Annotated in this window: 24 protein-coding genes; 13 read left to right on the forward strand and 11 right to left on the reverse strand. The window is 47.4% G+C overall.

Annotation, left to right across the window (positions count from 1 at the left end):
* Window positions 1-180 precede the first annotated feature (180 nt).
* Both purU and FEK46_RS17485 read right to left on the reverse strand, forming a co-directional pair.
* Window positions 181-1023, reverse strand: coding sequence for a formyltetrahydrofolate deformylase (gene purU, locus FEK46_RS17480; RefSeq protein WP_130208904.1), 843 nt, complete (start codon window positions 1021-1023; stop codon window positions 181-183).
* A 49-nt stretch (window positions 1024-1072) separates the two neighbouring features.
* Window positions 1073-1531 carry a YchJ family protein gene (locus FEK46_RS17485; RefSeq protein ID WP_130208902.1) on the reverse strand — a complete coding sequence of 153 codons (459 nt, stop codon included), beginning with the start codon at window positions 1529-1531 and terminating at the stop codon, window positions 1073-1075.
* Window positions 1532-1643: 112 nt separating this feature from the next.
* On the opposite strand from FEK46_RS17485, the gene rssA reads away from it, so the two are divergent.
* The 3 genes from rssA (at window position 1644) to galU (ending at window position 4765) form a co-directional block, all read left to right on the forward strand.
* Window positions 1644-2555: a patatin-like phospholipase RssA gene (gene rssA / locus FEK46_RS17490; protein ID WP_130208900.1), complete on the forward strand. Its 912-nt coding sequence runs from the start codon at window positions 1644-1646 to the stop codon at window positions 2553-2555.
* An 86-nt stretch (window positions 2556-2641) separates the two neighbouring features.
* Window positions 2642-3655, forward strand: a complete 1014-nt coding sequence (rssB, locus tag FEK46_RS17495) for a two-component system response regulator RssB (RefSeq protein WP_130216020.1) — start codon at window positions 2642-2644, stop codon at window positions 3653-3655.
* A gap of 201 nt (window positions 3656-3856) precedes the next feature.
* Window positions 3857-4765, forward strand: a complete 909-nt coding sequence (gene galU, locus FEK46_RS17500; protein ID WP_130208896.1) for a UTP--glucose-1-phosphate uridylyltransferase GalU — start codon at window positions 3857-3859, stop codon at window positions 4763-4765.
* Between the two features lie 143 nt (window positions 4766-4908).
* Here the strand turns inward: galU and hns are convergent, their stop codons facing one another.
* Entirely contained in the window at window positions 4909-5322 is a 414-nt protein-coding gene (gene hns / locus FEK46_RS17505; RefSeq protein ID WP_105289150.1) for a histone-like nucleoid-structuring protein H-NS, read from the reverse strand.
* 601 nt (window positions 5323-5923) lie between these two features.
* On the opposite strand from hns, the gene tdk reads away from it, so the two are divergent.
* Window positions 5924-6541, forward strand: a complete 618-nt coding sequence (gene tdk, locus FEK46_RS17510) for a thymidine kinase (RefSeq protein ID WP_130208894.1) — start codon at window positions 5924-5926, stop codon at window positions 6539-6541.
* A gap of 317 nt (window positions 6542-6858) precedes the next feature.
* Here tdk and adhE read toward each other — a convergent pair whose 3' ends face one another.
* Window positions 6859-9531: a bifunctional acetaldehyde-CoA/alcohol dehydrogenase gene (gene adhE, locus FEK46_RS17515; RefSeq protein ID WP_130208892.1), complete on the reverse strand. Its 2673-nt coding sequence runs from the start codon at window positions 9529-9531 to the stop codon at window positions 6859-6861.
* A 477-nt stretch (window positions 9532-10008) separates the two neighbouring features.
* Between adhE and ychE the strand changes: the two genes are divergently transcribed.
* From ychE to FEK46_RS17550, 7 genes are all read left to right on the forward strand, one after another.
* Complete coding sequence (gene ychE / locus FEK46_RS17520) at window positions 10009-10656, forward strand: NAAT family transporter YchE (RefSeq protein WP_000616766.1); 648 nt, start codon at window positions 10009-10011, stop codon at window positions 10654-10656.
* A 729-nt stretch (window positions 10657-11385) separates the two neighbouring features.
* A complete protein-coding gene (gene oppA, locus FEK46_RS17525) occupies window positions 11386-13017 on the forward strand; it encodes an oligopeptide ABC transporter substrate-binding protein OppA (protein ID WP_130208890.1) in 1632 nt (543 codons plus the stop codon).
* 85 nt (window positions 13018-13102) lie between these two features.
* Window positions 13103-14023: an oligopeptide ABC transporter permease OppB gene (gene oppB, locus FEK46_RS17530; protein ID WP_001516507.1), complete on the forward strand. Its 921-nt coding sequence runs from the start codon at window positions 13103-13105 to the stop codon at window positions 14021-14023.
* A 14-nt stretch (window positions 14024-14037) separates the two neighbouring features.
* On the forward strand, window positions 14038-14946 hold the full coding sequence (gene oppC, locus FEK46_RS17535; protein WP_000979659.1) for an oligopeptide ABC transporter permease OppC: 909 nt from the start codon (window positions 14038-14040) through the stop codon (window positions 14944-14946).
* Between the two features lie 11 nt (window positions 14947-14957).
* Window positions 14958-15971, forward strand: a complete 1014-nt coding sequence (oppD, locus tag FEK46_RS17540) for a murein tripeptide/oligopeptide ABC transporter ATP-binding protein OppD (RefSeq protein ID WP_130208888.1) — start codon at window positions 14958-14960, stop codon at window positions 15969-15971.
* On the forward strand, window positions 15968-16972 hold the full coding sequence (gene oppF, locus FEK46_RS17545; RefSeq protein WP_130222797.1) for a murein tripeptide/oligopeptide ABC transporter ATP-binding protein OppF: 1005 nt from the start codon (window positions 15968-15970) through the stop codon (window positions 16970-16972). The genes oppD and oppF overlap by 4 nt, the downstream gene beginning before the upstream one ends.
* A gap of 48 nt (window positions 16973-17020) precedes the next feature.
* Window positions 17021-17866 carry a potassium channel family protein gene (locus FEK46_RS17550; RefSeq protein ID WP_135559629.1) on the forward strand — a complete coding sequence of 282 codons (846 nt, stop codon included), beginning with the start codon at window positions 17021-17023 and terminating at the stop codon, window positions 17864-17866.
* Between the two features lie 55 nt (window positions 17867-17921).
* Here FEK46_RS17550 and FEK46_RS17555 read toward each other — a convergent pair whose 3' ends face one another.
* Both FEK46_RS17555 and cls read right to left on the reverse strand, forming a co-directional pair.
* Window positions 17922-18251: an HI1450 family dsDNA-mimic protein gene (locus tag FEK46_RS17555; RefSeq protein WP_000366958.1), complete on the reverse strand. Its 330-nt coding sequence runs from the start codon at window positions 18249-18251 to the stop codon at window positions 17922-17924.
* A gap of 34 nt (window positions 18252-18285) precedes the next feature.
* A complete protein-coding gene (gene cls / locus FEK46_RS17560) occupies window positions 18286-19746 on the reverse strand; it encodes a cardiolipin synthase (protein WP_130208884.1) in 1461 nt (486 codons plus the stop codon).
* A gap of 142 nt (window positions 19747-19888) precedes the next feature.
* On the opposite strand from cls, the gene FEK46_RS17565 reads away from it, so the two are divergent.
* Complete coding sequence (locus FEK46_RS17565; RefSeq protein ID WP_122983112.1) at window positions 19889-20062, forward strand: YciY family protein; 174 nt, start codon at window positions 19889-19891, stop codon at window positions 20060-20062.
* A 54-nt stretch (window positions 20063-20116) separates the two neighbouring features.
* On the opposite strand, the gene kch is transcribed toward FEK46_RS17565, so the two are convergent.
* Window positions 20117-21370, reverse strand: a complete 1254-nt coding sequence (kch, locus tag FEK46_RS17570; protein ID WP_131161793.1) for a voltage-gated potassium channel protein — start codon at window positions 21368-21370, stop codon at window positions 20117-20119.
* Between the two features lie 302 nt (window positions 21371-21672).
* Window positions 21673-21969, reverse strand: coding sequence for a YciI family protein (locus FEK46_RS17575; protein WP_000967596.1), 297 nt, complete (start codon window positions 21967-21969; stop codon window positions 21673-21675).
* A 223-nt stretch (window positions 21970-22192) separates the two neighbouring features.
* Between FEK46_RS17575 and tonB the strand changes: the two genes are divergently transcribed.
* Window positions 22193-22912: a TonB system transport protein TonB gene (gene tonB / locus FEK46_RS17580; RefSeq protein WP_135559692.1), complete on the forward strand. Its 720-nt coding sequence runs from the start codon at window positions 22193-22195 to the stop codon at window positions 22910-22912.
* A 40-nt stretch (window positions 22913-22952) separates the two neighbouring features.
* On the opposite strand, the gene yciA is transcribed toward tonB, so the two are convergent.
* From yciA to FEK46_RS17595, 3 genes are all read right to left on the reverse strand, one after another.
* Window positions 22953-23351 (reverse strand): acyl-CoA thioester hydrolase YciA, encoded by a 399-nt coding sequence (gene yciA, locus FEK46_RS17585; protein WP_130208879.1) that lies wholly within the window; start codon window positions 23349-23351, stop codon window positions 22953-22955.
* A gap of 104 nt (window positions 23352-23455) precedes the next feature.
* Window positions 23456-23995 carry a septation protein A gene (locus FEK46_RS17590; protein WP_000808667.1) on the reverse strand — a complete coding sequence of 180 codons (540 nt, stop codon included), beginning with the start codon at window positions 23993-23995 and terminating at the stop codon, window positions 23456-23458.
* Window positions 23996-24024: 29 nt separating this feature from the next.
* On the reverse strand, window positions 24025-24768 hold the full coding sequence (locus FEK46_RS17595; RefSeq protein ID WP_130208877.1) for a YciC family protein: 744 nt from the start codon (window positions 24766-24768) through the stop codon (window positions 24025-24027).
* Window positions 24769-24794 lie beyond the last annotated feature (26 nt).

Raw genomic sequence — 24794 nt, forward strand, 5'->3', positions numbered from 1 at the left:
GGCCGCTCGGGAACCCCACCACGGGGTAATGCTTTTTACTGGCCTGCTCCCTCACTGGGAAGCGGGGCGCATCATATCAAATGACACGCCGCTGTAAAGGGTTACGTTGAGAAAAATGAACTGGTTGCGTAATTTTCATCCGTAACGGATTAAAGCCAACCAGTTCTATTTTGCCAGCGATTAAAGAATAATCGTCCGGTTACCGTAAACAAATACACGCTGTGCCAAAACCTGGTAAAGCGCGCGGCTTAATACGTTTTTCTCAACATCACGACCTGCACGCATCATGTCTTCGGCTGTGTAAGTGTGATCCACATGAATGACATCCTGCATGATGATTGGACCTTCATCCAGGTTGTCATTTACATAGTGTGCTGTTGCGCCAATAATCTTCACGCCGCGTTCATAAGCCTGGTGATAGGGGCGTGCGCCAATAAACGCAGGCAAGAACGAATGGTGAATATTGATGATCTTATTCGGGAAGCGCGCGACAAACTCCGGCGTCAGCACGCGCATATATTTCGCCAGCACCACATAATCAGGTTGATGCGCTTCAATGGCATCCGCCATCTTCTGATCGTGCTCGTTGCGGCTTAACCCTTCATGGCTCACCAATTCAAACGGAATATCAAAACGTTCCACCAGAGAACGTAAAGTCTCGTGGTTACCAATAACCGCAGCGATTTCAACATCCAGTCCGCCGTAGTTGGCTTTCATCAGCAGATCGCCCAGGCAATGCGCTTCTTTAGTCACCAGAATGACTATGCGGCGGCGACCTGCGGGATTCAGTTCACGCACTGAACCTTCTGGCAATGCGCTATCGAGATCCGCCAGCAGGGTGGAATCATTAAAAATACCTTCCAGCTCCGTGCGCATAAAAAAGCGCCCGGTACGGTGGTCAACAAATTCATTGTTCTGCACGATATTTAACTCGTGCTTGTAGCAAATATTAGTAATACGCGCGATCAGACCTTTTTGATCCGGGCAAATAGTACGCAGAACTTTACGTTGGAGTGAATGCATTGCTGGAAAAACCTTGTTGAGAGTGTTTGCTAAACCGTACCGTCAACCTTTATTGGCCGCAGCACTTTTTAAATTTTTTACCTGAACCACAAGGGCAGGGATCGTTGCGACCAAACTGCGGACGTGTACCATCAATATAGTACCATTGACCGTTTTCTTTCAAAAATCGCGAACGCTCAATAATCGCCCCGGATTTACCCTTCTCAGTAAAACGAGCGACAAAACTGACATAACCTACGTCGTCACCTTCGTGATATGAACGTTCAAATACGGTCAAACCTAACCATTCGGTATGTGCAAATCCGGCAATTAATTCAGCGCGTAACACCGAGGCGCCACAGGATGGATGCCAGGTTTTAATTAAATAATCTGCGTCGTGCATCACAAAAGCGCAGTAACGCGAACGCATGAGACGTTCGGGATCTGGTGCAACCTTTTCACCAGACACATAAGGGTGGCAACATAGGCTATACTCGACAGCACTACCACAGGGACAAAGCTTAGACACAAATAATCTCCCTGGAAACAATAACGGCGTTTTAACCGCCGGAGTAGCACTATGTTAACCGAGCGGTAGCGATGTGGCTACGGCTGCATTCCAGGGGACGCTTTCAGGAACAATGAGAAAAGTAAAAATAGGGCTGGCGCTGGGATCCGGTGCTGCACGAGGATGGTCGCATATTGGCGTCATTAACGCGCTTAAAAAAATGGGCATTGAAATTGATATCGTCGCAGGATGTTCAATTGGTTCGCTGGTAGGCGCAGCCTATGCCTGTGGTCGATTATCTGCGCTGGAAGAGTGGGTTACCTCTTTTAGCTATTGGGATGTTTTACGACTGATGGACCTCTCCTGGCAGCGCGGTGGACTGCTGCGCGGTGAGCGTGTGTTCAATCGATATCGTGAAATAATGCCAGAAACAGAAATCGAGAATTGTTCACGCCGCTTCGCTGCAGTCGCCACCAATCTAAGCACAGGGCGTGAATTATGGTTTACCGAAGGTGATCTCCATCTCGCTATTCGTGCATCCTGCAGTATTCCGGGCTTGATGGCACCGGTCGCGCATAACGGCTACTGGCTTGTTGATGGCGCAGTCGTTAATCCCATTCCTATCTCTCTTACTCGTGCGTTGGGCGCAGATATCGTAATTGCGGTTGATCTCCAGCACGACGCTCACTTAATGCAGCAAGATCTTCTTTCATTTAATGTCGGTGCTGAAAATGGCGAGAGTGAAGATGATCTCCCCTGGCATGCGCGGCTGAAAGAGCGGCTAAGTAGTATTACTGCGCGTCGAGGCGTCACGGCACCGACAGCAACAGAGATTATGACTACCTCTATTCAGGTATTGGAAAACCGCCTTAAAAGAAACCGTATGGCAGGGGACCCGCCTGATATTCTGATTCAACCCGTTTGCCCACAGATTTCCACGCTCGATTTTCATCGTGCGCAGGCTGCCATTTCGGCAGGACAATTGGCGGTTGAGAAGAAAATGGATGAGCTTTTACCGCTAGTTCGAACTAACGTTTTGACCTGATTTTTTATCTACACTTAAGTTAATTCTGACAGGCACTGATGGCAATAGCATGCCACTATTGAATAAAGCCAGTCAGGGGAGAGAACATGACGCAGCCATTGGTCGGAAAACAGATTCTCATAGTTGAAGATGAGGCGGTATTTCGCTCGCTTCTGGATTCGTGGTTTTCCTCATTGGGAGCGACAACGGTACTGGCGGCTGATGGGGTGGATGCCCTTGAGCTACTGGGAGGTTTCACACCCGATCTAATGATATGTGATATTGCAATGCCGAGAATGAACGGCCTGAAACTATTGGAACATATTCGCAACCGGGGTGACCAAACACCAGTCCTGGTGATTTCCGCTACGGAAAACATGGCAGATATTGCGAAAGCGTTACGTCTGGGCGTGGAAGATGTTTTGCTAAAACCAGTTAAAGATCTCAACCGTCTGCGCGAGATGGTTTTTGCGTGTCTCTATCCCAGCATGTTTAATTCGCGTGTAGAGGAAGAAGAAAGGCTTTTTCGCGACTGGGATGCGATGGTGGATAATCCCACTGCGGCTGCTAAATTATTGCAAGAATTACAACCTCCGGTTCAGCAGGTGATTTCCCATTGCCGGGTTAATTATCGCCAACTGGTGGCCGTTGATAAACCGGGGCTGGTGCTTGATATTGCAGCTCTTTCGGAAAACGATCTGGCTTTTTATTGTCTCGATGTAACTCGCGCCGGACATAATGGTGTCCTTGCCGCCTTGTTATTACGCGCGCTGTTTAATGGGTTATTACAGGAACAGATTGCCCACCAAAATCAGCGTTTGCCAGAGTTGGGAGCGTTATTGAAGCAGGTAAATCATTTACTGCGGCAGGCCAATCTGCCTGGCCAGTTCCCGCTATTAGTCGGCTATTATCATCGTGAATTAAAAAATCTCATTTTGGTTTCCGCTGGCCTGAATGCAACGTTAAATGCTGGTGAACACCAGATTCAAATCAGTAATGGCGTTCCGTTAGGAACATTAGGCAACGCCTATTTGAATCAATTGAGCCAGCGATGTGATGCCTGGCAATGTCAAATTTGGGGAACAGGTGGAAGACTGCGCTTGATGTTGTCTGCGGAATGAGCAAACGATTATATGGGATAAAATTGCATTACGCGCTGGTGTCGGCTGGTGGTACTATCGTCGCCATTCGTTTAAGTAATTGTCTTAATTATGTTAACTCGCCTCCTTTTCAGAACCAGGCCTCGTCAGGGTACTGATATACTGGGATGCGACACAGAAATATGAACACGTTCAATACACGAACAGTCCAGGAGAATTTAAATGGCTGCCATTAATACGAAAGTCAAAAAAGCCGTTATCCCCGTTGCGGGATTAGGAACCAGGATGTTGCCGGCGACGAAAGCTATCCCGAAAGAGATGCTGCCGCTTGTCGATAAGCCATTAATTCAATACGTCGTGAATGAATGTATTGCGGCTGGCATTACTGAAATTGTGCTGGTCACTCACTCATCTAAAAACTCTATTGAAAACCATTTCGATACCAGTTTTGAACTGGAAGCAATGCTGGAAAAACGTGTAAAACGCCAGTTGCTTGATGAAGTGCAGTCCATTTGTCCACCACACGTGACTATTATGCAAGTTCGTCAGGGGCTGGCGAAAGGTTTGGGACACGCAGTATTGTGTGCCCATCCGGTAGTTGGTGATGAACCTGTGGCTGTTATTTTGCCTGACGTTATTCTGGATGAATATGAATCCGATTTATCGCAGGATAACCTTGCAGAGATGATTCGTCGCTTTGATGAAACTGGTCACAGCCAGATAATGGTGGAGCCTGTTGCTGATGTGACGGCATATGGTGTTGTGGATTGCAAAGGTGTGGATTTAGCGCCTGGCGAAAGTGTACCGATGGTCGGCGTGGTAGAAAAACCGAAAGCAGATGTAGCGCCGTCTAATCTTGCTATTGTCGGCCGTTATGTTCTCAGTGCTGATATTTGGCCGCTGCTGGCAAAAACCCCTCCGGGAGCAGGTGATGAAATTCAGCTCACCGACGCGATTGATATGCTGATCGAAAAAGAAACGGTTGAAGCCTATCATATGAAAGGGAAGAGCCATGACTGCGGTAATAAATTAGGTTACATGCAGGCCTTCGTTGAATACGGTATTCGCCACAACACACTGGGTACTGAATTTAAAGCCTGGCTTGAAGAAGAGATAGGCATTAAGAAGTAACATCTATCACGATGTTTTCTACGAAACGGCATTGAGTGATCAATGCCGTTTTTTTATAGCGTATTCTTATCAGAGAGTCTTAAAACGGACAATAAAAAATCCCGCCAATGGCGGGATTTTAAGCAAACAGAATCAAGAAAAGATTATTGCTTGATCAGGAAATCGTCGAGGGATTTACCTTGCTCATCCATTGCTTTTTTGATTACAGCTGGAGTACGGCCCTGGCCAGTCCAGGTTTTGGTTTCGCCGTTTTCGTCAACATAGCTATATTTAGCCGGACGCTGTGCGCGTTTAGCTTTGGTGCCAGATTTAACAGCAGCAATGCTATTCAGCAGTTCGTTCGGGTCAATACCGTCAGCGATCAGCATTTCACGATATTGCTGCAGTTTACGAGTACGCTCTTCAACTTCAGCAGCAGCTGCGCTTTCTTCTTCGCGACGTTCGTTAACAACAACTTCTAATTTTTCCAGCATTTCTTCCAGCGTTTCAAGTGTACATTCTCTTGCCTGCGCACGAAGAGTACGGATGTTGTTCAGAATTTTAAGTGCTTCGCTCATTGTAGTAATCTCAAACTTATATTGGGGTGGTTTGTTGAGGTAATAATAGAGCCTTAAATTCAGTTGTGCAATAGCCAGGAATGTAAGGAATTCAAAAATGTTCTTTATTTCGTACCGACAATAAATATCTTTTCATAAAATTAGCCAGAAATGACGTGGCATATAGCCCTATTTACATCGATGCTTTCACATCACTTAAGGTTAAAACTTCCTGATTCATGTCACATTTTATGTGGAGATTAACATGCGCTGGAACCTTTTCACTCTTGGGTATTAGCCCTGTTTATGAAAATCCCCTATTAAGCGAATGATGAAAAGTAGAACAGTCGCAATAAGTGCAAGGACTTCGTATTGCTCTTTCCTGGAGGCCAACTGGGGTTATTACGTGCGCAACAGGTTAAAGATTGTGAATAGTTACCAAGAGTCATTTACGCGTTTATAACAAGCAAGGCCGTGGTAAAGATAGCTCTGAAGGATTATGCCAGTCATTCGTAATGGATGACGAATATACTACTTCTGTGCTCACTGTTACGCTGTAAAACTGACGAATTATGATAAACTCCTGCCAACTTTATTTCATATCATTGAGGGCCTGTGGCTGATGGCGCAGCTATATTTCTACTATTCCGCAATGAATGCGGGTAAGTCTACGGCATTGTTGCAATCTTCATACAATTACCAGGAACGCGGTATGCGCACTGTCGTATATACGGCGGAAATTGATGATCGTTTCGGGGCAGGGAAAGTCAGCTCGCGTATAGGTTTGTCATCACCTGCAAAATTATTTAACCAAAATTCATCATTATTTGATGAGATTCGTGCGGAACACGAACAGCAGACAATTCATTGCGTACTTGTTGATGAATGCCAGTTTTTAACCAGACAACAAGTATATGAATTATCGGAGGTTGTCGATCAACTCGATATACCCGTACTTTGTTATGGTTTGCGTACCGATTTTCGCGGTGAATTGTTTGTTGGTAGCCAATACTTACTGGCATGGTCAGACAAACTGGTCGAATTAAAAACTATTTGTTTTTGTGGCCGCAAAGCAAGCATGGTGCTACGTCTTGATCTGGCGGGTAGACCTTATAACGAAGGTGAGCAGGTGGTTATTGGTGGTAATGAGCGTTACGTCTCGGTTTGCCGTAAACACTATAAAGAAGCGTTAGAGATCGGCTCTTTGACGGCGATTCAGGACAATCATCGGCACGACTAATAAATTTTTCTTTACTGACAGGGTGAATAGGGCGCTTTTATCCTGTCAGTCCGTTTTACTAACTTCTTCCGAGTCATCATCCTTTCTCTATTCTTAATCATCACTCAACGTACCACAGAACGATTTTAGTGCGTCGATGCCTCATTACCTACGAGGTAGAGTTATTTGTCGACAATCTCGCGTTGTGCTCGTTTTCCGACAATGCAAACATGATGAATTAATACAGCTGGATTATTGAGTTTACATAGCCGTTCTTTGCCTGAAACAAAAAAACGGCCCCAAATGGGACCGTTTATGATGTTATACAGAGCTACCGATTAAGCGGATTTTTTCGCTTTTTTCTCTGCTTTAACCGGAGCTGCTTCTTTAGCAACGGTTGCGCCTTCTACGTAATCACGACCGTAGTAGGTGTCCAGCAGAATCTGTTTCAGCTCGGAGATCAGCGGATAACGCGGGTTAGCGCCGGTGCACTGGTCATCGAATGCATCTTCAGACAGTTTATCAACGTTTGCCAGGAAGTCTGCTTCCTGAACGCCAGCTTCACGGATAGATTTCGGAATACCCAGTTCAGCTTTCAGCGTTTCCAGCCATGCCAGCAGTTTCTCGATCTTAGCAGCAGTACGGTCGCCCGGAGCGCTCAGACCCAGATGGTCTGCAATTTCAGCATAACGACGACGTGCTTGCGGACGGTCGTACTGGCTGAATGCAGTCTGCTTGGTCGGGTTGTCATTCGCGTTGTAGCGGATAACGTTACAAATCAGCAGGGCGTTTGCCAGACCATGCGGAATGTGGAACTGAGAGCCCAGTTTATGTGCCATTGAGTGACATACACCCAAGAAGGCGTTAGCAAACGCGATACCTGCGATAGTTGCCGCACTGTGAACACGTTCACGCGCTACCGGGTTTTTAGACCCTTCGTGGTAGGACGCTGGCAGATATTCTTTCAGCAGTTTCAGCGCCTGCAGAGCCTGACCATCAGAGAACTCAGAAGCCAGTACAGAAACATATGCTTCCATGGCGTGAGTTACTGCGTCCAGACCACCGAAAGCACACAGGGACTTCGGCATATCCATAACCAGGTTGGCGTCAACAATCGCCATATCCGGGGTCAGAGCATAGTCTGCCAGCGGATATTTTTGGCCAGTTGCGTCATCGGTTACAACCGCGAACGGTGTAACTTCAGAACCGGTACCGGAAGTTGTGGTGACTGCGATCATTTTCGCTTTCACGCCCATTTTCGGGAACTTGTAGATACGTTTACGGATGTCCATAAAGCGCAGCGCCAGTTCTTCGAAATGAGTTTCTGGGTGTTCGTACATAACCCACATGATCTTCGCGGCATCCATCGGGGAACCACCACCCAGCGCGATAATCACGTCTGGTTTGAAGGAGTTCGCCAGTTCTGCACCTTTACGAACAATGCTCAGAGTCGGGTCAGCTTCAACTTCGAAGAACACTTCAGTTTCTACGCCAGCAGCTTTCAGTACAGAAGTGATCTGGTCAGCATAGCCGTTGTTGAACAGGAAGCGGTCAGTCACGATGAGCGCACGTTTGTGGCCATCAGTAATCACTTCATCCAGCGCGATTGGCAGAGAGCCACGGCGGAAGTAGATAGATTTCGGAAGTTTGTGCCACAACATGTTTTCAGCTCGCTTAGCAACGGTTTTCTTGTTGATCAGGTGTTTCGGACCAACGTTTTCAGAGATGGAGTTACCACCCCAGGAACCACAACCCAGAGTCAGGGAAGGCGCGAGTTTGAAGTTGTACAGGTCACCGATACCGCCCTGAGAAGCCGGGGTATTGATCAGGATACGGGCAGTTTTCATTTTCTGACCGAAGTAAGAAACGCGTGCCGGCTGGTTATCCTGGTCGGTGTACAGGCAAGATGTGTGACCGATACCGCCCATAGCAACCAGTTTCTCTGCTTTCTCTACCGCGTCTTCAAAATCTTTCGCACGGTACATTGCCAGAGTCGGGGACAGTTTTTCATGAGCGAATGGTTCGCTTTCATCAACAACAGTCACTTCACCGATCAGAATCTTAGTGTTTTCTGGTACAGAAAAGCCTGCCAGTTCAGCAATTTTATAAGCTGGCTGACCAACGATAGCTGCGTTCAGCGCGCCATTTTTCAGGATAACGTCCTGAACAGCTTTCAGCTCTTTGCCCTGCAGCATGTAGCCGCCGTGGGTGGCAAAACGCTCACGTACAGCATCATAAACAGAATCAACAACAACAACAGACTGTTCAGAAGCACAAATTACGCCGTTGTCGAAGGTTTTGGACATCAGTACGGATGCAACTGCACGTTTGATATCAGCAGTTTCATCAATAACAACTGGGGTGTTGCCTGCGCCTACGCCGATCGCCGGTTTACCGGAACTGTATGCTGCTTTAACCATGCCTGGACCACCGGTCGCAAGGATCAGGTTAATGTCAGGGTGGTGCATCAGTGCGTTGGAGAGTTCAACAGACGGTTGATCGATCCAGCCAATCAGATCTTTTGGTGCACCAGCAGCAATAGCAGCCTGCAGAACGATATCAGCAGCTTTGTTGGTTGCATCTTTAGCACGCGGGTGTGGTGAGAAAATGATGGCGTTACGGGTCTTCAGGCTAATCAGAGATTTGAAGATAGCGGTTGAAGTCGGGTTAGTTGTTGGAACGATACCGCAGATAATACCGATTGGTTCAGCGATAGTGATGGTACCGAAAGTGTCGTCTTCAGACAGAACACCGCAGGTCTTTTCATCTTTGTAGGCGTTATAGATATATTCAGAAGCAAAGTGGTTTTTGATCACTTTATCTTCAACGATACCCATGCCGGATTCGGCAACGGCCATTTTGGCGAGTGGGATTCGAGCATCTGCGGCAGCCAGAGCGGCGGCGCGGAAGATTTTGTCAACTTGCTCTTGAGTGAAACTGGCATATTCACGCTGGGCTTTTTTTACACGCTCTACGAGTGCGTTAAGTTCAGCGACATTAGTAACAGCCATAATGCTCTCCTGATAATGTTAAACTTTTTTAGTAAATCATCTGCTCGAATACGAGAGTATAGTCAGTGCGATGATGATTTGCTTAACCTTTGAAAATCAAAATCTTACTCGTGCTCACACTCACTGTGATTTACTAAAAGAGTTTAAACATTAGAGTCATTTATCTCTAATGCGTCACTTCCAGGTGGCGTAAGCAAGATTACTCACTTCTGGGTACCGATTAAGTGATCCAGATCAAAATTTCGCGAAGCTGACACCTTTCAGCTCCGCTTTTAGCCATAATAGCTAATAGTTAATAAATTGTAGTATTAATTGTTGGCTACCTTAGCATGTTTTGTACGACTAGATAACAATAATGAATGATAGTAATTTTAGATAGTTAGGAGGTGAAAAATGCTGACAAAAGGCGTATTGTCAGCACGTATTTTTACCCTTGTTTAAAGATAACATTATCCGGCTTTTGCTTCGGAGCTAACCGTGATTCAGACACTTTTTGATTTTCCCGTTTATTTTAAGTTTTTCATCGGGTTATTTGCGCTGGTTAACCCGGTAGGGATCATCCCCGTGTTCATCAGTATGACCAGCTATCAGACTGCGGCAGCGAGAAACAAAACAAATCTGACCGCCAACTTGTCTGTAGCCATTATTTTGTGGATCGCACTGTTTCTCGGCGACACGATTCTGCAACTTTTTGGAATATCTATTGATTCGTTCCGCATCGCGGGCGGCATACTGGTCGTGACAATTGCAATGTCGATGATCAGCGGTAAGCTTGGCGAGGATAAACAGAACAAACAAGAAAAATCAGAAACCGCAATTCGTGAAAGCATTGGCGTTGTACCGCTCGCATTACCTCTGATGGCAGGACCAGGGGCAATCAGTTCAACTATCGTATGGGGAACGCGTTATCACAGCATTGGTTATCTGTTCGGTTTTTTTGTAGCAATCGCGTTGTTCGCTTTATGTTGCTGGGGTTTATTCCGCATGGCACCCTGGCTGGTGAGGGTGCTGCGTCAGACTGGCATCAACGTCATTACCCGTATTATGGGGCTCTTGCTAATGGCATTAGGGATTGAATTTATCGTCAACGGTATCAAAGGGATTTTCCCGGGTCTGCTCAATTAATTCCTTTCATATGAAACGGAGTCATGATGCTCCGTTTCTTTCATCACTATTTTTACTGCAAGCCAACGTAGTTAACAAAAGAAATAGATAATTTTATCCCCATTTTACAGATAGTTATAAGACTATCCTTATCTGGCGATCCACAACATCATGTTATTTTCATCACATCATAATCCTGGGCCTTGCTGAAGAATAATTGAAATGATATTAGTAATTCTACTGGCTTTGGCAGAGAAAAGTGCTAAATAGCATTCATTTGTTAAATTATTGTGCGTATTTTCTATCTGGACTATAACCGGAAAAGGCAGTATTACTTTCTTTAGTTATATCCCTTTGTTTTTAAATTATTTTATTGATTGGATAACGAGGGGTATACGTACTGGTATGGTTAGTAAAAGAGAATTGCGTAACAATTTTGCAAAATGTATTGGCGGGCAAGAAGGGCATTTGATACTTTTCGGCCAACCGTTTGGCGATTTTTATTGGCAATGAGAATGATTTGCGATTAAAAGACGCTGCAAAAAATAAATGTGTCTCGACAGGGGAGACACAGTAAGAATCGACATAAGGTGGTCATCTGAATCACCAGAATAAATAAAGTCGGTGATAGCAATTAGTAACGATAAAGCAACCTGGCAGCAAAAAGTCTCCGAGCTGTACAGGTATCCTAATCCGGGATTACACATGCTGGTAAAAACCAGTAATTATAATGAGGGAGTCCAAAACACAATGACCAACATCACCAAGAGAAGTTTAGTGGCAGCAGGCGTTCTGGCTGCGCTTATGGCAGGGAATATCGCACTGGCAGCTGATGTACCCGCAGGAGTCACACTAGCGGAAAAACAAACGCTGGTTCGCAACAATGGTTCTGAAGTTCAGTCATTAGATCCGCACAAAATTGAAGGGGTTCCTGAGTCTAATATCAGCCGTGACCTGTTTGAAGGTTTGCTGGTTAGCGATCTTGATGGTCATCCGGCCCCTGGCGTGGCTGAATCCTGGGATAACAAGGACGCTAAAGTCTGGACGTTCCACCTGCGTAAAGATGCGAAATGGTCTGACGGCACGCCAGTCACGGCACAAGACTTTGTGTATAGCTGGCAACGTTCTGTTGATCCGAACACAGCTTCTCCCTACGCAAGCTACTTACAATACGGGCATATTGCGGGTATTGATGAAATACTGGAAGGGAAGAAACCAATTACCGATCTCGGTGTTAAAGCCCTCGATGACCACACATTAGAAGTCACCTTAAGTGAACCTGTTCCGTACTTCTATAAGTTACTGGTTCACCCATCTACTTCCCCGGTGCCAAAAGCCGCTATTGAGAAATTTGGCGAAAAATGGACCCAGCCAGGCAATATCGTTACTAACGGCGCCTATACATTAAAAGATTGGGTTGTTAACGAACGTATCGTTCTTGAGCGCAGCCCGACCTACTGGAATAACGCTAAAACGGTAATTAACCAGGTGACCTATTTACCGATCGCTTCTGAAGTTACCGATGTTAACCGTTATCGTAGCGGCGAAATCGATATGACTTATAACAACATGCCGATCGAACTGTTCCAGAAACTGAAAAAAGAAATCCCGAACGAAGTTCACGTTGATCCATACCTGTGCACTTACTATTACGAGATTAACAACCAGAAACCGCCATTCAATGATGTGCGTGTGCGTACCGCACTGAAACTGGGTATGGATCGCGATATCATTGTTAATAAAGTCAAAGCGCAGGGCGATATGCCGGCCTATGGTTACACGCCACCATATACCGATGGCGCAAAACTGACGCAACCAGAATGGTTTGGCTGGAGCCAGGAAAAACGTAACGAAGAAGCGAAAAAACTGCTGGCAGAAGCGGGCTATACCGCAGACAAACCGCTAACGATTAATCTGTTATATAACACGTCCGATCTGCATAAAAAGCTGGCGATTGCCGCCTCTTCACTGTGGAAGAAAAATATCGGCGTGGACGTTAAACTGGTTAACCAGGAATGGAAAACATTCCTCGATACCCGCCACCAGGGTACTTTCGATGTGGCCCGTGCTGGCTGGTGTGCAGACTATAATGAACCAACTTCCTTCCTGAACACCATGCTGTCGAACAGTTCGATGAACACCGCGCATTATAAGAGCCCGGCCTTTGACAGCATTATGGCGGAAACCCTGAAAGCTACAGACGAGGCGCAGCGCACGGCGCTGTACACGAAAGCAGAGCAACAGTTGGATAAAGATTCGGCCATTGTTCCGGTTTATTACTACGTGAACGCGCGTCTGGTAAAACCGTGGGTTGGGGGTTATACCGGTAAAGATCCGTTGGATAATACCTACACCCGAAATATGTACATTGTGAAGCACTAATGGCAATGCGTGGGGCAGGTGTATCCTGCTCCACGGTGTCTGCTTTTTATCGCATTACAGAAGGCACAGGCCAGAAGGTACGGCAATGTTAAAATTTATTCTACGTCGCTGTCTGGAAGCGATTCCGACGCTATTTATTCTTATTACTATTTCGTTCTTTATGATGCGCCTCGCGCCGGGAAGTCCCTTTACCGGCGAACGTACATTACCGCCAGAAGTAATGGCCAATATTGAAGCGAAATATCATCTTAACGATCCCATCATGACGCAGTATTTCAGCTATCTGAAACAACTGGCTCATGGCGATTTCGGCCCTTCATTTAAATATAAAGATTATTCGGTCAATGACCTGGTCGCATCCAGTTTTCCCGTTTCAGCAAAACTGGGAGCTGCTGCATTTTTCCTCGCAGTGGTACTGGGCGTTAGTGCTGGCGTTATTGCCGCATTAAAACAAAACACCAAATGGGACTATACCGTCATGGGATTGGCTATGACGGGAGTGGTTATACCAAGCTTTGTCGTTGCGCCATTATTAGTCATGATATTCGCGATCATTTTGCATTGGCTACCGGGCGGTGGCTGGAATGGTGGGGCGCTGAAATTTATGATCCTGCCGATGGTTGCCTTATCACTGGCTTATATCGCCAGTATTGCGCGTATTACCCGTGGATCAATGATTGAAGTTTTACACTCCAACTTCATTCGTACCGCACGCGCGAAAGGTCTGCCCATGCGGCGCATTATTTTCCGCCACGCATTAAAACCTGCGTTGCTACCGGTACTTTCTTATATGGGACCCGCATTTGTTGGCATTATCACCGGTTCTATGGTTATCGAAACCATTTACGGTTTGCCGGGCATCGGACAATTGTTTGTTAATGGTGCCTTGAACCGTGACTATTCATTGGTGTTAAGCCTGACCATTCTGGTTGGTGCTTTAACCATTTTGTTCAATGCCATTGTCGATGTGCTATATGCGGTTATCGACCCGAAAATCCGTTACTGATACTGGAGCTCGCGATGATGTTAAGTAAGAAAAACAGCGAGACGCTGGAGAATTTCAGTGAAAAGCTGGAGGTCGAAGGCCGCAGTTTATGGCAGGACGCACGTCGACGTTTTATGCATAACCGTGCAGCAGTGGCCAGTCTGATTGTACTGGTGCTTATTGCACTGTTTGTTATCCTGGCGCCGATGCTCTCGCAATTTGCCTATGACGACACCGACTGGGCGATGATGTCCAGCGCCCCGGATATGGAATCTGGTCACTACTTTGGTACCGACTCTTCCGGTCGCGATCTGCTGGTGCGCGTTGCAATTGGTGGGCGCATCTCATTAATGGTTGGTGTTGCTGCAGCGTTGGTGGCAGTAGTCGTAGGAACGCTTTATGGTTCACTTTCCGGTTATCTTGGCGGCAAGGTGGATTCCGTAATGATGCGCCTGCTGGAAATCCTCAACTCCTTTCCGTTCATGTTCTTCGTCATTTTGCTGGTGACCTTTTTCGGTCAAAACATCCTGCTGATTTTCGTAGCGATTGGGATGGTTTCCTGGCTGGACATGGCACGTATCGTGCGTGGTCAAACCCTTAGTCTGAAGCGCAAAGAGTTTATTGAGGCGGCACAAGTTGGCGGTGTATCTACGCCCGGCATTGTGATTCGCCACATTGTGCCGAATGTGCTTGGTGTGGTGGTGGTCTATGCCTCTCTGCTGGTACCCAGCATGATCCTCTTTGAGTCTTTTCTTAGCTTCCTGGGACTAGGTACGCAAGAGCCATTAAGTAGTTGGGGCGCATTGCTCAGTGATGGCGCGAACTCGATGGAAGTCTCTCCGTGGTTGCTGCTATTTCCGGCAGGTTTCCTTGTGGTGACACTGTTTTGTTTCAACTTTATCGGCGATGGCTTGCGTGATGCCCTCGACCCGAAAGATCGTTAAGGAGTGCAGCCATGAGCGTAATTGAAACTGCAACCGTGCCGCTCGCACAGCAACAGGCTGACGCACTGCTGAACGTGAAAGATTTGCGAGTGACATTTAGCACCCCGGACGGTGACGTCACGGCGGTCAATGATTTAAATTTTTCCCTGCGTGCCGGGGAAACGCTGGGTATCGTTGGCGAATCTGGCTCCGGTAAGTCGCAAACCGCATTTGCTTTAATGGGGCTGCTGGCGGCTAACGGACGCATTGGTGGATCGGCAACCTTTAATGGGCGCGAAATCCTCAATCTGCCAGAACGTGAACTTAATAAACTGCGTGCCGAACAAATCTCGATGATTTTTCAGGATCCGATGACCTCGTTAAATCCATACATGCGCGTCGGCGAGCAGTTGATGGAAGTGCTGATGCTGCATAAAGGTATGGGCAAGGCCGAAGCGTTTGAAGAATCGGTACGAATGCTCGATGCGGTGAAAATGCCAGAAGCGCGTAAGCGTATGAAGATGTTTCCTCATGAGTTTTCTGGCGGCATGCGTCAGCGTGTGATGATTGCGATGGCGTTGTTGTGCCGACCTAAATTGCTGATTGCCGATGAACCGACTACTGCGCTGGACGTGACCGTACAGGCGCAGATCATGACGCTATTGAATGAACTGAAACGGGAATTTAATACTGCCATTATCATGATCACCCACGATCTCGGCGTAGTCGCGGGGATCTGTGACAAAGTGCTGGTGATGTACGCTGGGCGCACGATGGAATATGGCAACGCGCGCGATGTCTTTTATGAACCCGTTCATCCTTATTCTATCGGTTTACTCAATGCGGTGCCGCGTCTTGATGCGGAAGGTGAAACGATGTTGACCATCCCGGGTAACCCGCCAAACCTGCTGCGTTTGCCGAAAGGTTGCCCGTTCCAGCCGCGTTGTCCGTATGCGATGGAGATTTGCAGTAGCGCGCCGCCACTGGAAGAGTTCACGCCAGGCCGACTGCGTGCCTGCTTTAAACCGGTGGAGGAACTGTTATGAATGCTGTAACCGAAGGAAGAAAAGTCCTCCTCGAAATTGCCGATTTGAAAGTGCACTTTGAGATCAAAGATGGCAAACAGTGGTTCTGGCAACCGCCGAAAACCCTTAAGGCCGTTGATGGTGTGACGCTCAGGTTATATGAAGGGGAAACGTTGGGCGTCGTAGGGGAATCAGGTTGCGGTAAGTCTACCTTTGCTCGCGCTATCATTGGTTTGGTCAAGGCCACCGATGGTCATGTTGCCTGGTTAGGTAAAGAGTTGCTGGGCATGAAACCTGATGAATGGCGTGCCGTCCGCAGTGATATTCAGATGATTTTCCAGGACCCGTTGGCATCGCTAAACCCGCGTATGACCATCGGCGAGATCATCGCTGAACCGCTGCGTACCTATCATCCGAAAATGTCACGCCAGGAAGTTCGCGAGCGCGTGAAGGTGATGATGATGAAAGTCGGCTTGCTACCTAACCTGATTAACCGCTATCCGCATGAATTCTCCGGCGGTCAGTGTCAGCGTATCGGGATTGCGCGTGCACTTATTCTTGAACCGAAGCTGATTATCTGCGACGAACCGGTGTCGGCGCTGGACGTGTCAATCCAGGCGCAGGTGGTGAATTTACTCCAGCAGTTGCAACGTGAGATGGGATTGTCATTAATCTTTATCGCTCACGATCTGGCCGTGGTAAAACACATTTCCGATCGCGTGCTGGTGATGTATCTCGGCCATGCGGTAGAGTTGGGGACGTATGATGAGGTTTACCACAATCCGTTGCATCCCTATACCAAAGCATTGATGTCGGCAGTCCCCATTCCAGATCCTGATCTGGAGAAGAATAAATCAATCCAGTTACTGGAAGGGGAATTACCGTCGCCCATCAACCCGCCTTCTGGATGTGTGTTCCGTACCCGTTGCCCGATAGCCGGTCCGGAGTGTGCCAAAACACGCCCGGTGCTGGAAGGCAGTTTCAGACATGCCGTCTCTTGCCTGAAAGTAGACCCATTATAACGTGTTAAGGGCTGGCAGATTGCCGGCCCTTTTTCATGGGAGGTACAGGTGACAGGACATCTTTCAGAGTATCGCCAACGGGTTTATCATTTCCTTTTTGATCAGCATACGAAAACCGGGCGACGCTGCGAGGCGCTGTTTGGTTTCCTCGCATTGTTAAGCGTTGGCGCTGTCTTCATAGAATCCGGTATTGGATCGCAATTCCAGCTAACTTACGACGAATGGCATATCTTTGTTTGGGTAGAATTCTTCTTTACTTTTGTCTTCACGATCGAGTATTTCCTGCGAATATTAAGCTGGCCGAATCCGGTACGTTATGTTTTTAGCTTTTGGGGATTTATCGATCTGGCCACCATTTTGCCGCTGTATGTCATCTGGCTATGGCCTGAAATTGGTTTTACTTATTTATTTGCCTGGCGAGCGATGAGAGCGATTCGTGCGTTGCGAATTTTGCGCCTGCTCCGCTTTATGCCTGCCTTAAACAGTCTATGGCGGGCGATAAATAATGCCCGCCATCAGTTGATTCTTTTTTATGCTTTTATTGCCATTGTGATGATCGTCGCTGGGGCGTTAATGTACGCCATAGAAGGTGCATCAAACGAATTTAACTCGCTTGGCACAGCCGTATACTGGGCGATAGTGACGGTAACCACCGTTGGTTATGGTGATATTACACCACATACTGCGGCAGGAAGGATGGTGGCCTCGGTATTAATCTTGATTGGCTACTCAGTCATTGCAATTCCGACGGGGATTATTACTGCGCAACTCACCAGTGAACTTGAACAGACTAAAAAACTTCTCTGTTGTCCTAAATGCAATACCCAACATCATGCACACGATGCGAAGTATTGTCGTATTTGTGGCAATGAACTGGGAGGAGGGGAAAGATAGATGTGTAAAAGGAAGAACGGATGTGACGCAGCTACGTCACATCCGATGGCAAGCGTTATTCCCGCCAGATAATATGGCAAAGTTTGTGATCTTTTTCGCGGCATAACAAAATACGGGCGAAAATATCGTTGATTTCGCCATCTTCACTGTCTGCCAGACCAATCACCACTTCGGCAAAAAAGTCCGGGTTCAAGTCGAAATCAACATGTTCCTGCCAGTCTTCTGCCGGGTCAAATAACTCTGCACCACCGCGCTCTTCAAACTGCAGATTGAACAACAGAACATCAGCCGGATCGAGATTATCAGCGGCCAGTTCAAGAAAAATATCGTAGGCCTGCTCAAGCGTTTCATCTTCAGTCAGGCGATTGTTTAAATCCATATCCATAGTCACTACCTGTTTAGTCTCTGTTGGCGACGTTTTACAGCAACGGGCTGAAGAAGTAAAACAGTCGCTCGGCGACACGTTGCCAGAGTGGACGTTTTAACCACAGCCGTGCATCGAGCAGACGCGAACGAGAAATATAGTCGTCCTGAACTGCAGCCAGATCGGCACCAAAACCTTTATCGTCAATAGCCAGCGTGATTTCAAAATTCAGCCACAGACTACGCATGTCGAGGTTAACGGTGCCAACCAGACTTAATTCGCCATCGACCAGCACGCTCTTGGTATGCAGTAACCCACCTTCAAACTGATAAATCTTAACCCCAGCAGCAAGTAGTTCTGTAAAGAATGCGCGACTGGCCCAGCCTACCAGCATTGAGTCATTTTTCCTCGGCAAAATAATACTGACATCAACCCCGCGTTGCGCCGCCGTGCAGATTGCGTGAAGTAAGTCATCGCTGGGGACGAAGTAGGGCGTCGTCATGATTAAATATTCACGAGCTGAATAAGCTGCAGTCAGCAAAGCCTGATGAATCAGGTCTTCCGGGAATCCCGGGCCGGAAGCGATAGTATGAATCGTATGACCGCTGGCCTGCTCGAACGGCATAATATTGACATCAGGCGGTGGTGGTAAAATACGTTTTCCCGTCTCAATCTCCCAGTCGCAAGAGTAGATAATTCCCATCGCGGTGGCGATAGGGCCTTCCATGCGAGCCATCAGATCAATCCATTGTCCTACGCCCGCATCCTGTTTGAAGAAGCGCGGATCGACCATATTCATGCTGCCGGTGTAGGCAATGTAGTTATCGATCATGATCATCTTGCGGTGCTGGCGCAGGTCCATGCGGCGTAAGAATACGCGCATCAGGTTAACCTTTAAGGACTCGACCACTTCGATACCGGCATTTCGCATTAACTCTGGCCACGGGCTACGGAAAAAAGCAACACTCCCCGCAGAGTCGAGCATTAATCGGCAATGAATACCGCGTCGTGCGGCGGCCATCAAAGATTCTGCCACCTGGTCTGCCATACCGCCTGGTTGCCAGATATAAAACACCATCTCAATGTTATGGCGAGCGAGTTGAATGTCGCGGATTAACGCCTGCATCACATCATCAGACTCGGTCATCAGTTGCAGCTGATTACCCTTGACCCCGGCGATCCCCTGACGACGCTCGCAGAGCTTGAATAACGGTCCAGCGACGCTGCTATTTTCTTCCGCAAAAATATGCTTACAGGCTTTAAGATCGTTAAGCCATTTCGCCGTGGAAGGCCACATCGCTCTGGCGCGTTCGGCGCGGCGTTTGCCTAAGTGGAGTTCGCCAACAGCCAGATAAGCAATAATTCCGACCAACGGCAGAATGTAAATGATCAACAGCCAGGCCATGGCGGAGGGAACTGCGCGTCGTTTCATTAGAATGCGTAAAGTTACGCCTGCAATGAGCAACCAGTATCCCAGAATGGCCAACCAACTCACCAACGTATAAACGGTTGTCATAGATTAGAAATCCTTTTGAAAGCGCATTGTTATGAGTTTACGCATATGGATTCATCTGGCAAATAAAAACGCGGTAAAAGCACTGGTCAGCGTCGGGACCGGGGGTATAATGACCGCTCTGTTATTGCATAGAGTAGTTAACATGAAGCGGAGTAGAACGGAAGTGGGGCGCTGGCGCATGCAGCGTCAGGCTAGCCGACGGAAATCGCGTTGGCTTGAGGGGCAGTCACGCCGAAATATGCGTATCCACAGCATCAGGAAGTGCCTTCTAAACAAACAGCGAAACTCGTTATTGTTTGCGATCTACAATATCTAAATGTTCTGGGCACCAACGCGGTGCCCATTAAGATTATCTTTCCGCCGTTAAAATCTATTTTTGCGCAGATTCATTGTTGTCAATTTTGGTTTCGTCGTCATTGTTATCGCTGAAAATGCCATGCCCGGAGTTCAGCAACATCGAGACGAGCATATCATTATTAATTTCTTCCCCATTGAGAATACGCGCCAGTATCTCGCTACCAAATAGCTGCGGTGAAAGAATAATATCCGGATGCACCATCTTAATCTTATTCAGGTTTTTGCTATCACTGACGGCAAGCACGGTTTTAACATCTTTGCTCATATCTTTCGCCGACAGAACGACAAAAGCATTATCGGCGTCATTATCACTTAACGCCAGAATAGCTCGACAGTGATCAATTCCCGCTTTTTTTAGTACTGAACTGTCATTGCTGTCACCGGGGATAACATCGGCATTGTCACCGAGTCTTTGTTCAAGCTGTTTTATGTCATCCTCTGGCAGGTTGCTGATAACCGTGACGTTTTGTCCGCGTTGATTCAGTTGCAGAATCGTGTTGATTGCCAGAATGGAATGCCCGCAAACAATAAAGTGATCTTTACGATGCATTGTATGATTGTTTCCTTTCACAAGTTTATTGAATCCCCCGCGGATAAGCGGGCCGAAAATCGAGGTCATGGAGGTGGCAAAAACGGTAATACCGGAAATAATGACCGAAATAGTAAACAGGCGCGCTGATTCAGAAACCGGGACGATATCGCCGTAGCCCACGGTTGACATAGTTTCTATCGAAAAATAGAACGCGGTCATTAGACTCTCTATTCGCGGATTAAAACCTTCGCTTAAATAAAGTGCGCCGTAGGTAGAGTAAAACAGTAACGTCGTAAAACTAATAAAAGCAAAAATTGTCCCGGCCGCAGCACTACTGTGAGAGAAGTCTTTACGCAGCACCAACAAAATTATCAAGGTAAAGATGCAAAAACCAATGCTGAATTTCAGCCAGGGATAAAAGTGCAGGGTGTAAATCAGCGTTATCAGCAATAAAATGATACTGATAGCCCATGCCAGCTTTGCCCGAAATAGCAAGCCGATCGAGTTCAAAACAAGAAAGACGCCGAGCATAAACAGTGGCGCATTGGCCAGCAAGGAGAGGTCAAGTTCTGAAAACGCCTGGATATGGAAAATATCGAGCAGATTGACCGACATGCCATAAATTGTTTTAAAAATAAGCAATCCATTTGAAAGGACCGCCAGCGCGATAACATCGTGCCGCAGGGTCACCCATAAATTTACCGCTGTTTGCTTGAATGTAGCCCAGTGACTCACTGATACCTCTGTAACCACAATTTTGTTTAATTATCTTCACGCGTACAGAATGTGAAAAACATGCGGCACGTGAATGTGTTAAACCATAGTAGATGACTTTATCCGCAGCAATCAAAGGTTTTGATTGATCAAAACCGAATCAGGCAGAGAAATTTTGTCATTTTCAGACGGAGATGCCGAGGGTATATAGGGAGATACAGATAAAGTTATTATCTGTTTGTGGTGGTGGATTGGGGGTATCGGTAAATATAAAGAAAAAACAAGAGCACGGTTTCTGTCACCGCGCCCCTGGATGTTGATATTCAGAACACTTTCTTAAAGGGTTTCACGGAAACTTGCTCATAGACTCCCGCAGCCACGTATGGATCGGCATCTGCCCAGGCCTGGGCTGCTTCCAGCGATTCAAATTCAGCAATAACGGTTGAGCCAGTAAATCCTGCGGCGCCTGGATCGTTACTGTCTACCGCTGGCATTGGACCGGCGGTCAGCAGACGCCCTTCATCATGCAGTAACTGCAAACGTGCTAAATGTGCCGGACGAACGGAAAGGCGCTTTTCGAGGCTATCGGCTTTGTCTTGAGCGTAAATAACATACAACACGGGCACAACTCCTTGTTCGGAAAAGTTATAAAGTACGTTATTTGAAAGGGCGAAGATCTGCAACGGAAAGATGATGTCTTTGTTAAGGCGTCACTAAAAGTAAGGTTAATAGCGCCAAAAATTGCGTTTTCACTGATCCTGATCGCCTTGCCTTATTGAATATGATTGCTATTTGCATTTAAAATCGAGGCCTGGTTTTTTTACTGAAACGATTATGACTTCAATGACCCTTGATTTACCTCGCCGCTTCCCCTGGCCGACGTTACTTTCGGTCTGCATTCATGGTGCTGTTGTGGCGGGTCTACTCTATACCTCGGTACATCAGGTTATTGAACTACCTGCGCCCGCGCAGCCGATTTCTGTCACCATGGTTGCCCCGGCCGAACTTGAGCCGCCACAAGCCGTTCAACCGCCGCCGGAACCAGTGGTGGAGCCAGAACCGGAGCCTGAGCCGATACCAGAACCGCCAAAAGAAGCACCGGTAGTCATTGAAAAGCCGAAGCCGAAACCTAAGCCAAAACCGAAGCCGGTGAAAAAGGTACAGGAGCAGCCGAAACGCGATGTCAAACCGGTAGAGTCACGTCCGGCGTCACCGTTTGAAAATACGGCACCTACTCGCCCAACATCAAGTACGGCAACGGCTGCAACCAGCAAACCGGTCACAAGTGTCGCGTCTGGTCCACGGGCATTAAGCCGTAATCAGCCGCAGTATCCGGCGCGCGCGCAGGCACTACGCATTGAAGGGCAGGTTAAAGTTAAATTTGACGTCACACCGGATGGTCGCGTGGATAACGTACAAATTCTTTCAGCCAAACCGGCGAACATGTTTGAGCGCGAAGTGAAAAACGCGATGCGCAGATGGCGTTATGAGCCGGGCAAACCCGGAAGTGGGATTGTGGTGAATATCCTGTTTAAAATTAACGGCACCACCGAAATTCAATAAACTGAAAATCAAAAGCCTCCAAGTTGGAGGCTTTTGACTATTACTCTACAGGTAAGGCACGAGGCTTTCCTTCAGGGTCGACGGCAACATACTTAAATAACGCTTCCGTCGCTTTATAGCGCTGCCCAATCGGTTCAGACGCCACTTTTTTCACCCATACTTCAATATTAATGCTGACTGATGTCGTCCCTTTTTGGAGACAGCGCGCATAGCAGCACACCACATCACCAACCGCAACTGGCCGTAAGAAAGTCATTCCTTCAACCCGCACGGTCACGACGCGACCGTGGGCAATTTCTTTTGCCAGAATGGCACCGCCAATATCCATCTGCGACATCAACCAACCACCAAAGATATCGCCATTGGCATTGGTATCGGCAGGCATGGCTAAAGTACGTAAAACAAGATCGCCCTGAGGGACGTTAGGTGTTGTAGACATGGTAAAACCGACATAAAAGGAAAATCACAGGCGCGATGCTACTATGATTTTCCAAATGAGAACAGAGGATATGCAGCGCCGGCCCCGAAGGGCCGGCAGACAGATTATGATTTATCTTCCTGCGGCATATGGCGGTAGATATAAATACCGCTTAACAGTGTGAAGATTAAGGTGAGGGCGGTCAGACCGAACACTTTGAAGTTGACCCAAATATTTTGCGGTAGCCAGAATGCGATGTAGATATTCGCCAGACCACAAAGAATAAAGAAGACTGCCCAAGCCAGGTTCAGCTTCGACCATACTGGCTGCGGTAGAGTGAGTTCTTTACCCAGCATCCGCTGAATCAGCGGTTTTTTCATTACCCATTGGCTAACCAACAAAGCACCGGCAAACAGAGCGTAGATGACGGTGACCTTCCATTTAATAAACTCATCATTGTGGAAGAACAGCGTCAGACCACCGAAAACGACCACCAGAACAAAGGTGATCAGGGCCATCTTCTCAACTTTCCGGAAGCGAACCCAGCTATAAATAAGCACAATTGCCGTGGCGACGATGAGCGCCGCAGTTGCCGCATAGATGTCATAAATTTTGTAGAACGCGAAGAAGACAACCAGCGGTAAAAAATCAAGAAACTGCTTCATTTTACGATTCCGTAATCAAATACTTCAGGTTATTGGCGAATCAACATGTACAGGCGGAACAGATAGATAAGCAATACGGCTGAAATCAGGTTGCTTAAAGTATTCGCCAGTACGGCACCAATTTCCGGGGTTAATGCGGCAAACGAAGAGGCAAACAGCAGCAACAGTGTTTTTGCCAGTAACCAGCTTAGTACTGCAGGTGCCACCAGACGCATATTCGCCCATGTCAGCCGCATACTGCTGCGCATAGAGGCGAAAACGCCCATTTTATCCTGCACCAACATCACCGGCGCCAGTGCCAGTAAAATGGCCATTAAAATCCCCGGAACGACCACCAGCATGATGCCAATCTGTACTAAAAGGGTAGTCAGAAAAATCAGAATAAATAACTTTGGCAATATCGGCGCACTGGCACCAATAGCGCGTAGCGCACTGACTCTCTGACCCGCAGACACCAGTTGGATGATTAATATTACGCCTCCGGCGAGTATGGCGTTACCGATTAATCCTGAAAAAGTGGACGCAGCGGAAGCACGCAGCAAAATTTGTTGCTGTTCCGGGGACATATTTTGCACCAGATCGAACAACCCACCGCCGCCACTAACGGGCGCGCCATCATTGAGCTGCGCAAGCTGTGCGTCACTGGGTGAGAAAACATGTCCTAACACCACTGTGATAAATGCACAAAGCAACGATACCAACAGAATGGTCATAAATTGATTACGGAAGAAATTTCCGGTGTCACGGTATACGGACTGCGCCGTGATAGACATGCACTCTCCTTGAGTTTTATGCAGGT

Source organism: Escherichia sp. E4736 (assembly GCF_005781225.1).
Taxonomy (GTDB): domain Bacteria; phylum Pseudomonadota; class Gammaproteobacteria; order Enterobacterales; family Enterobacteriaceae; genus Escherichia.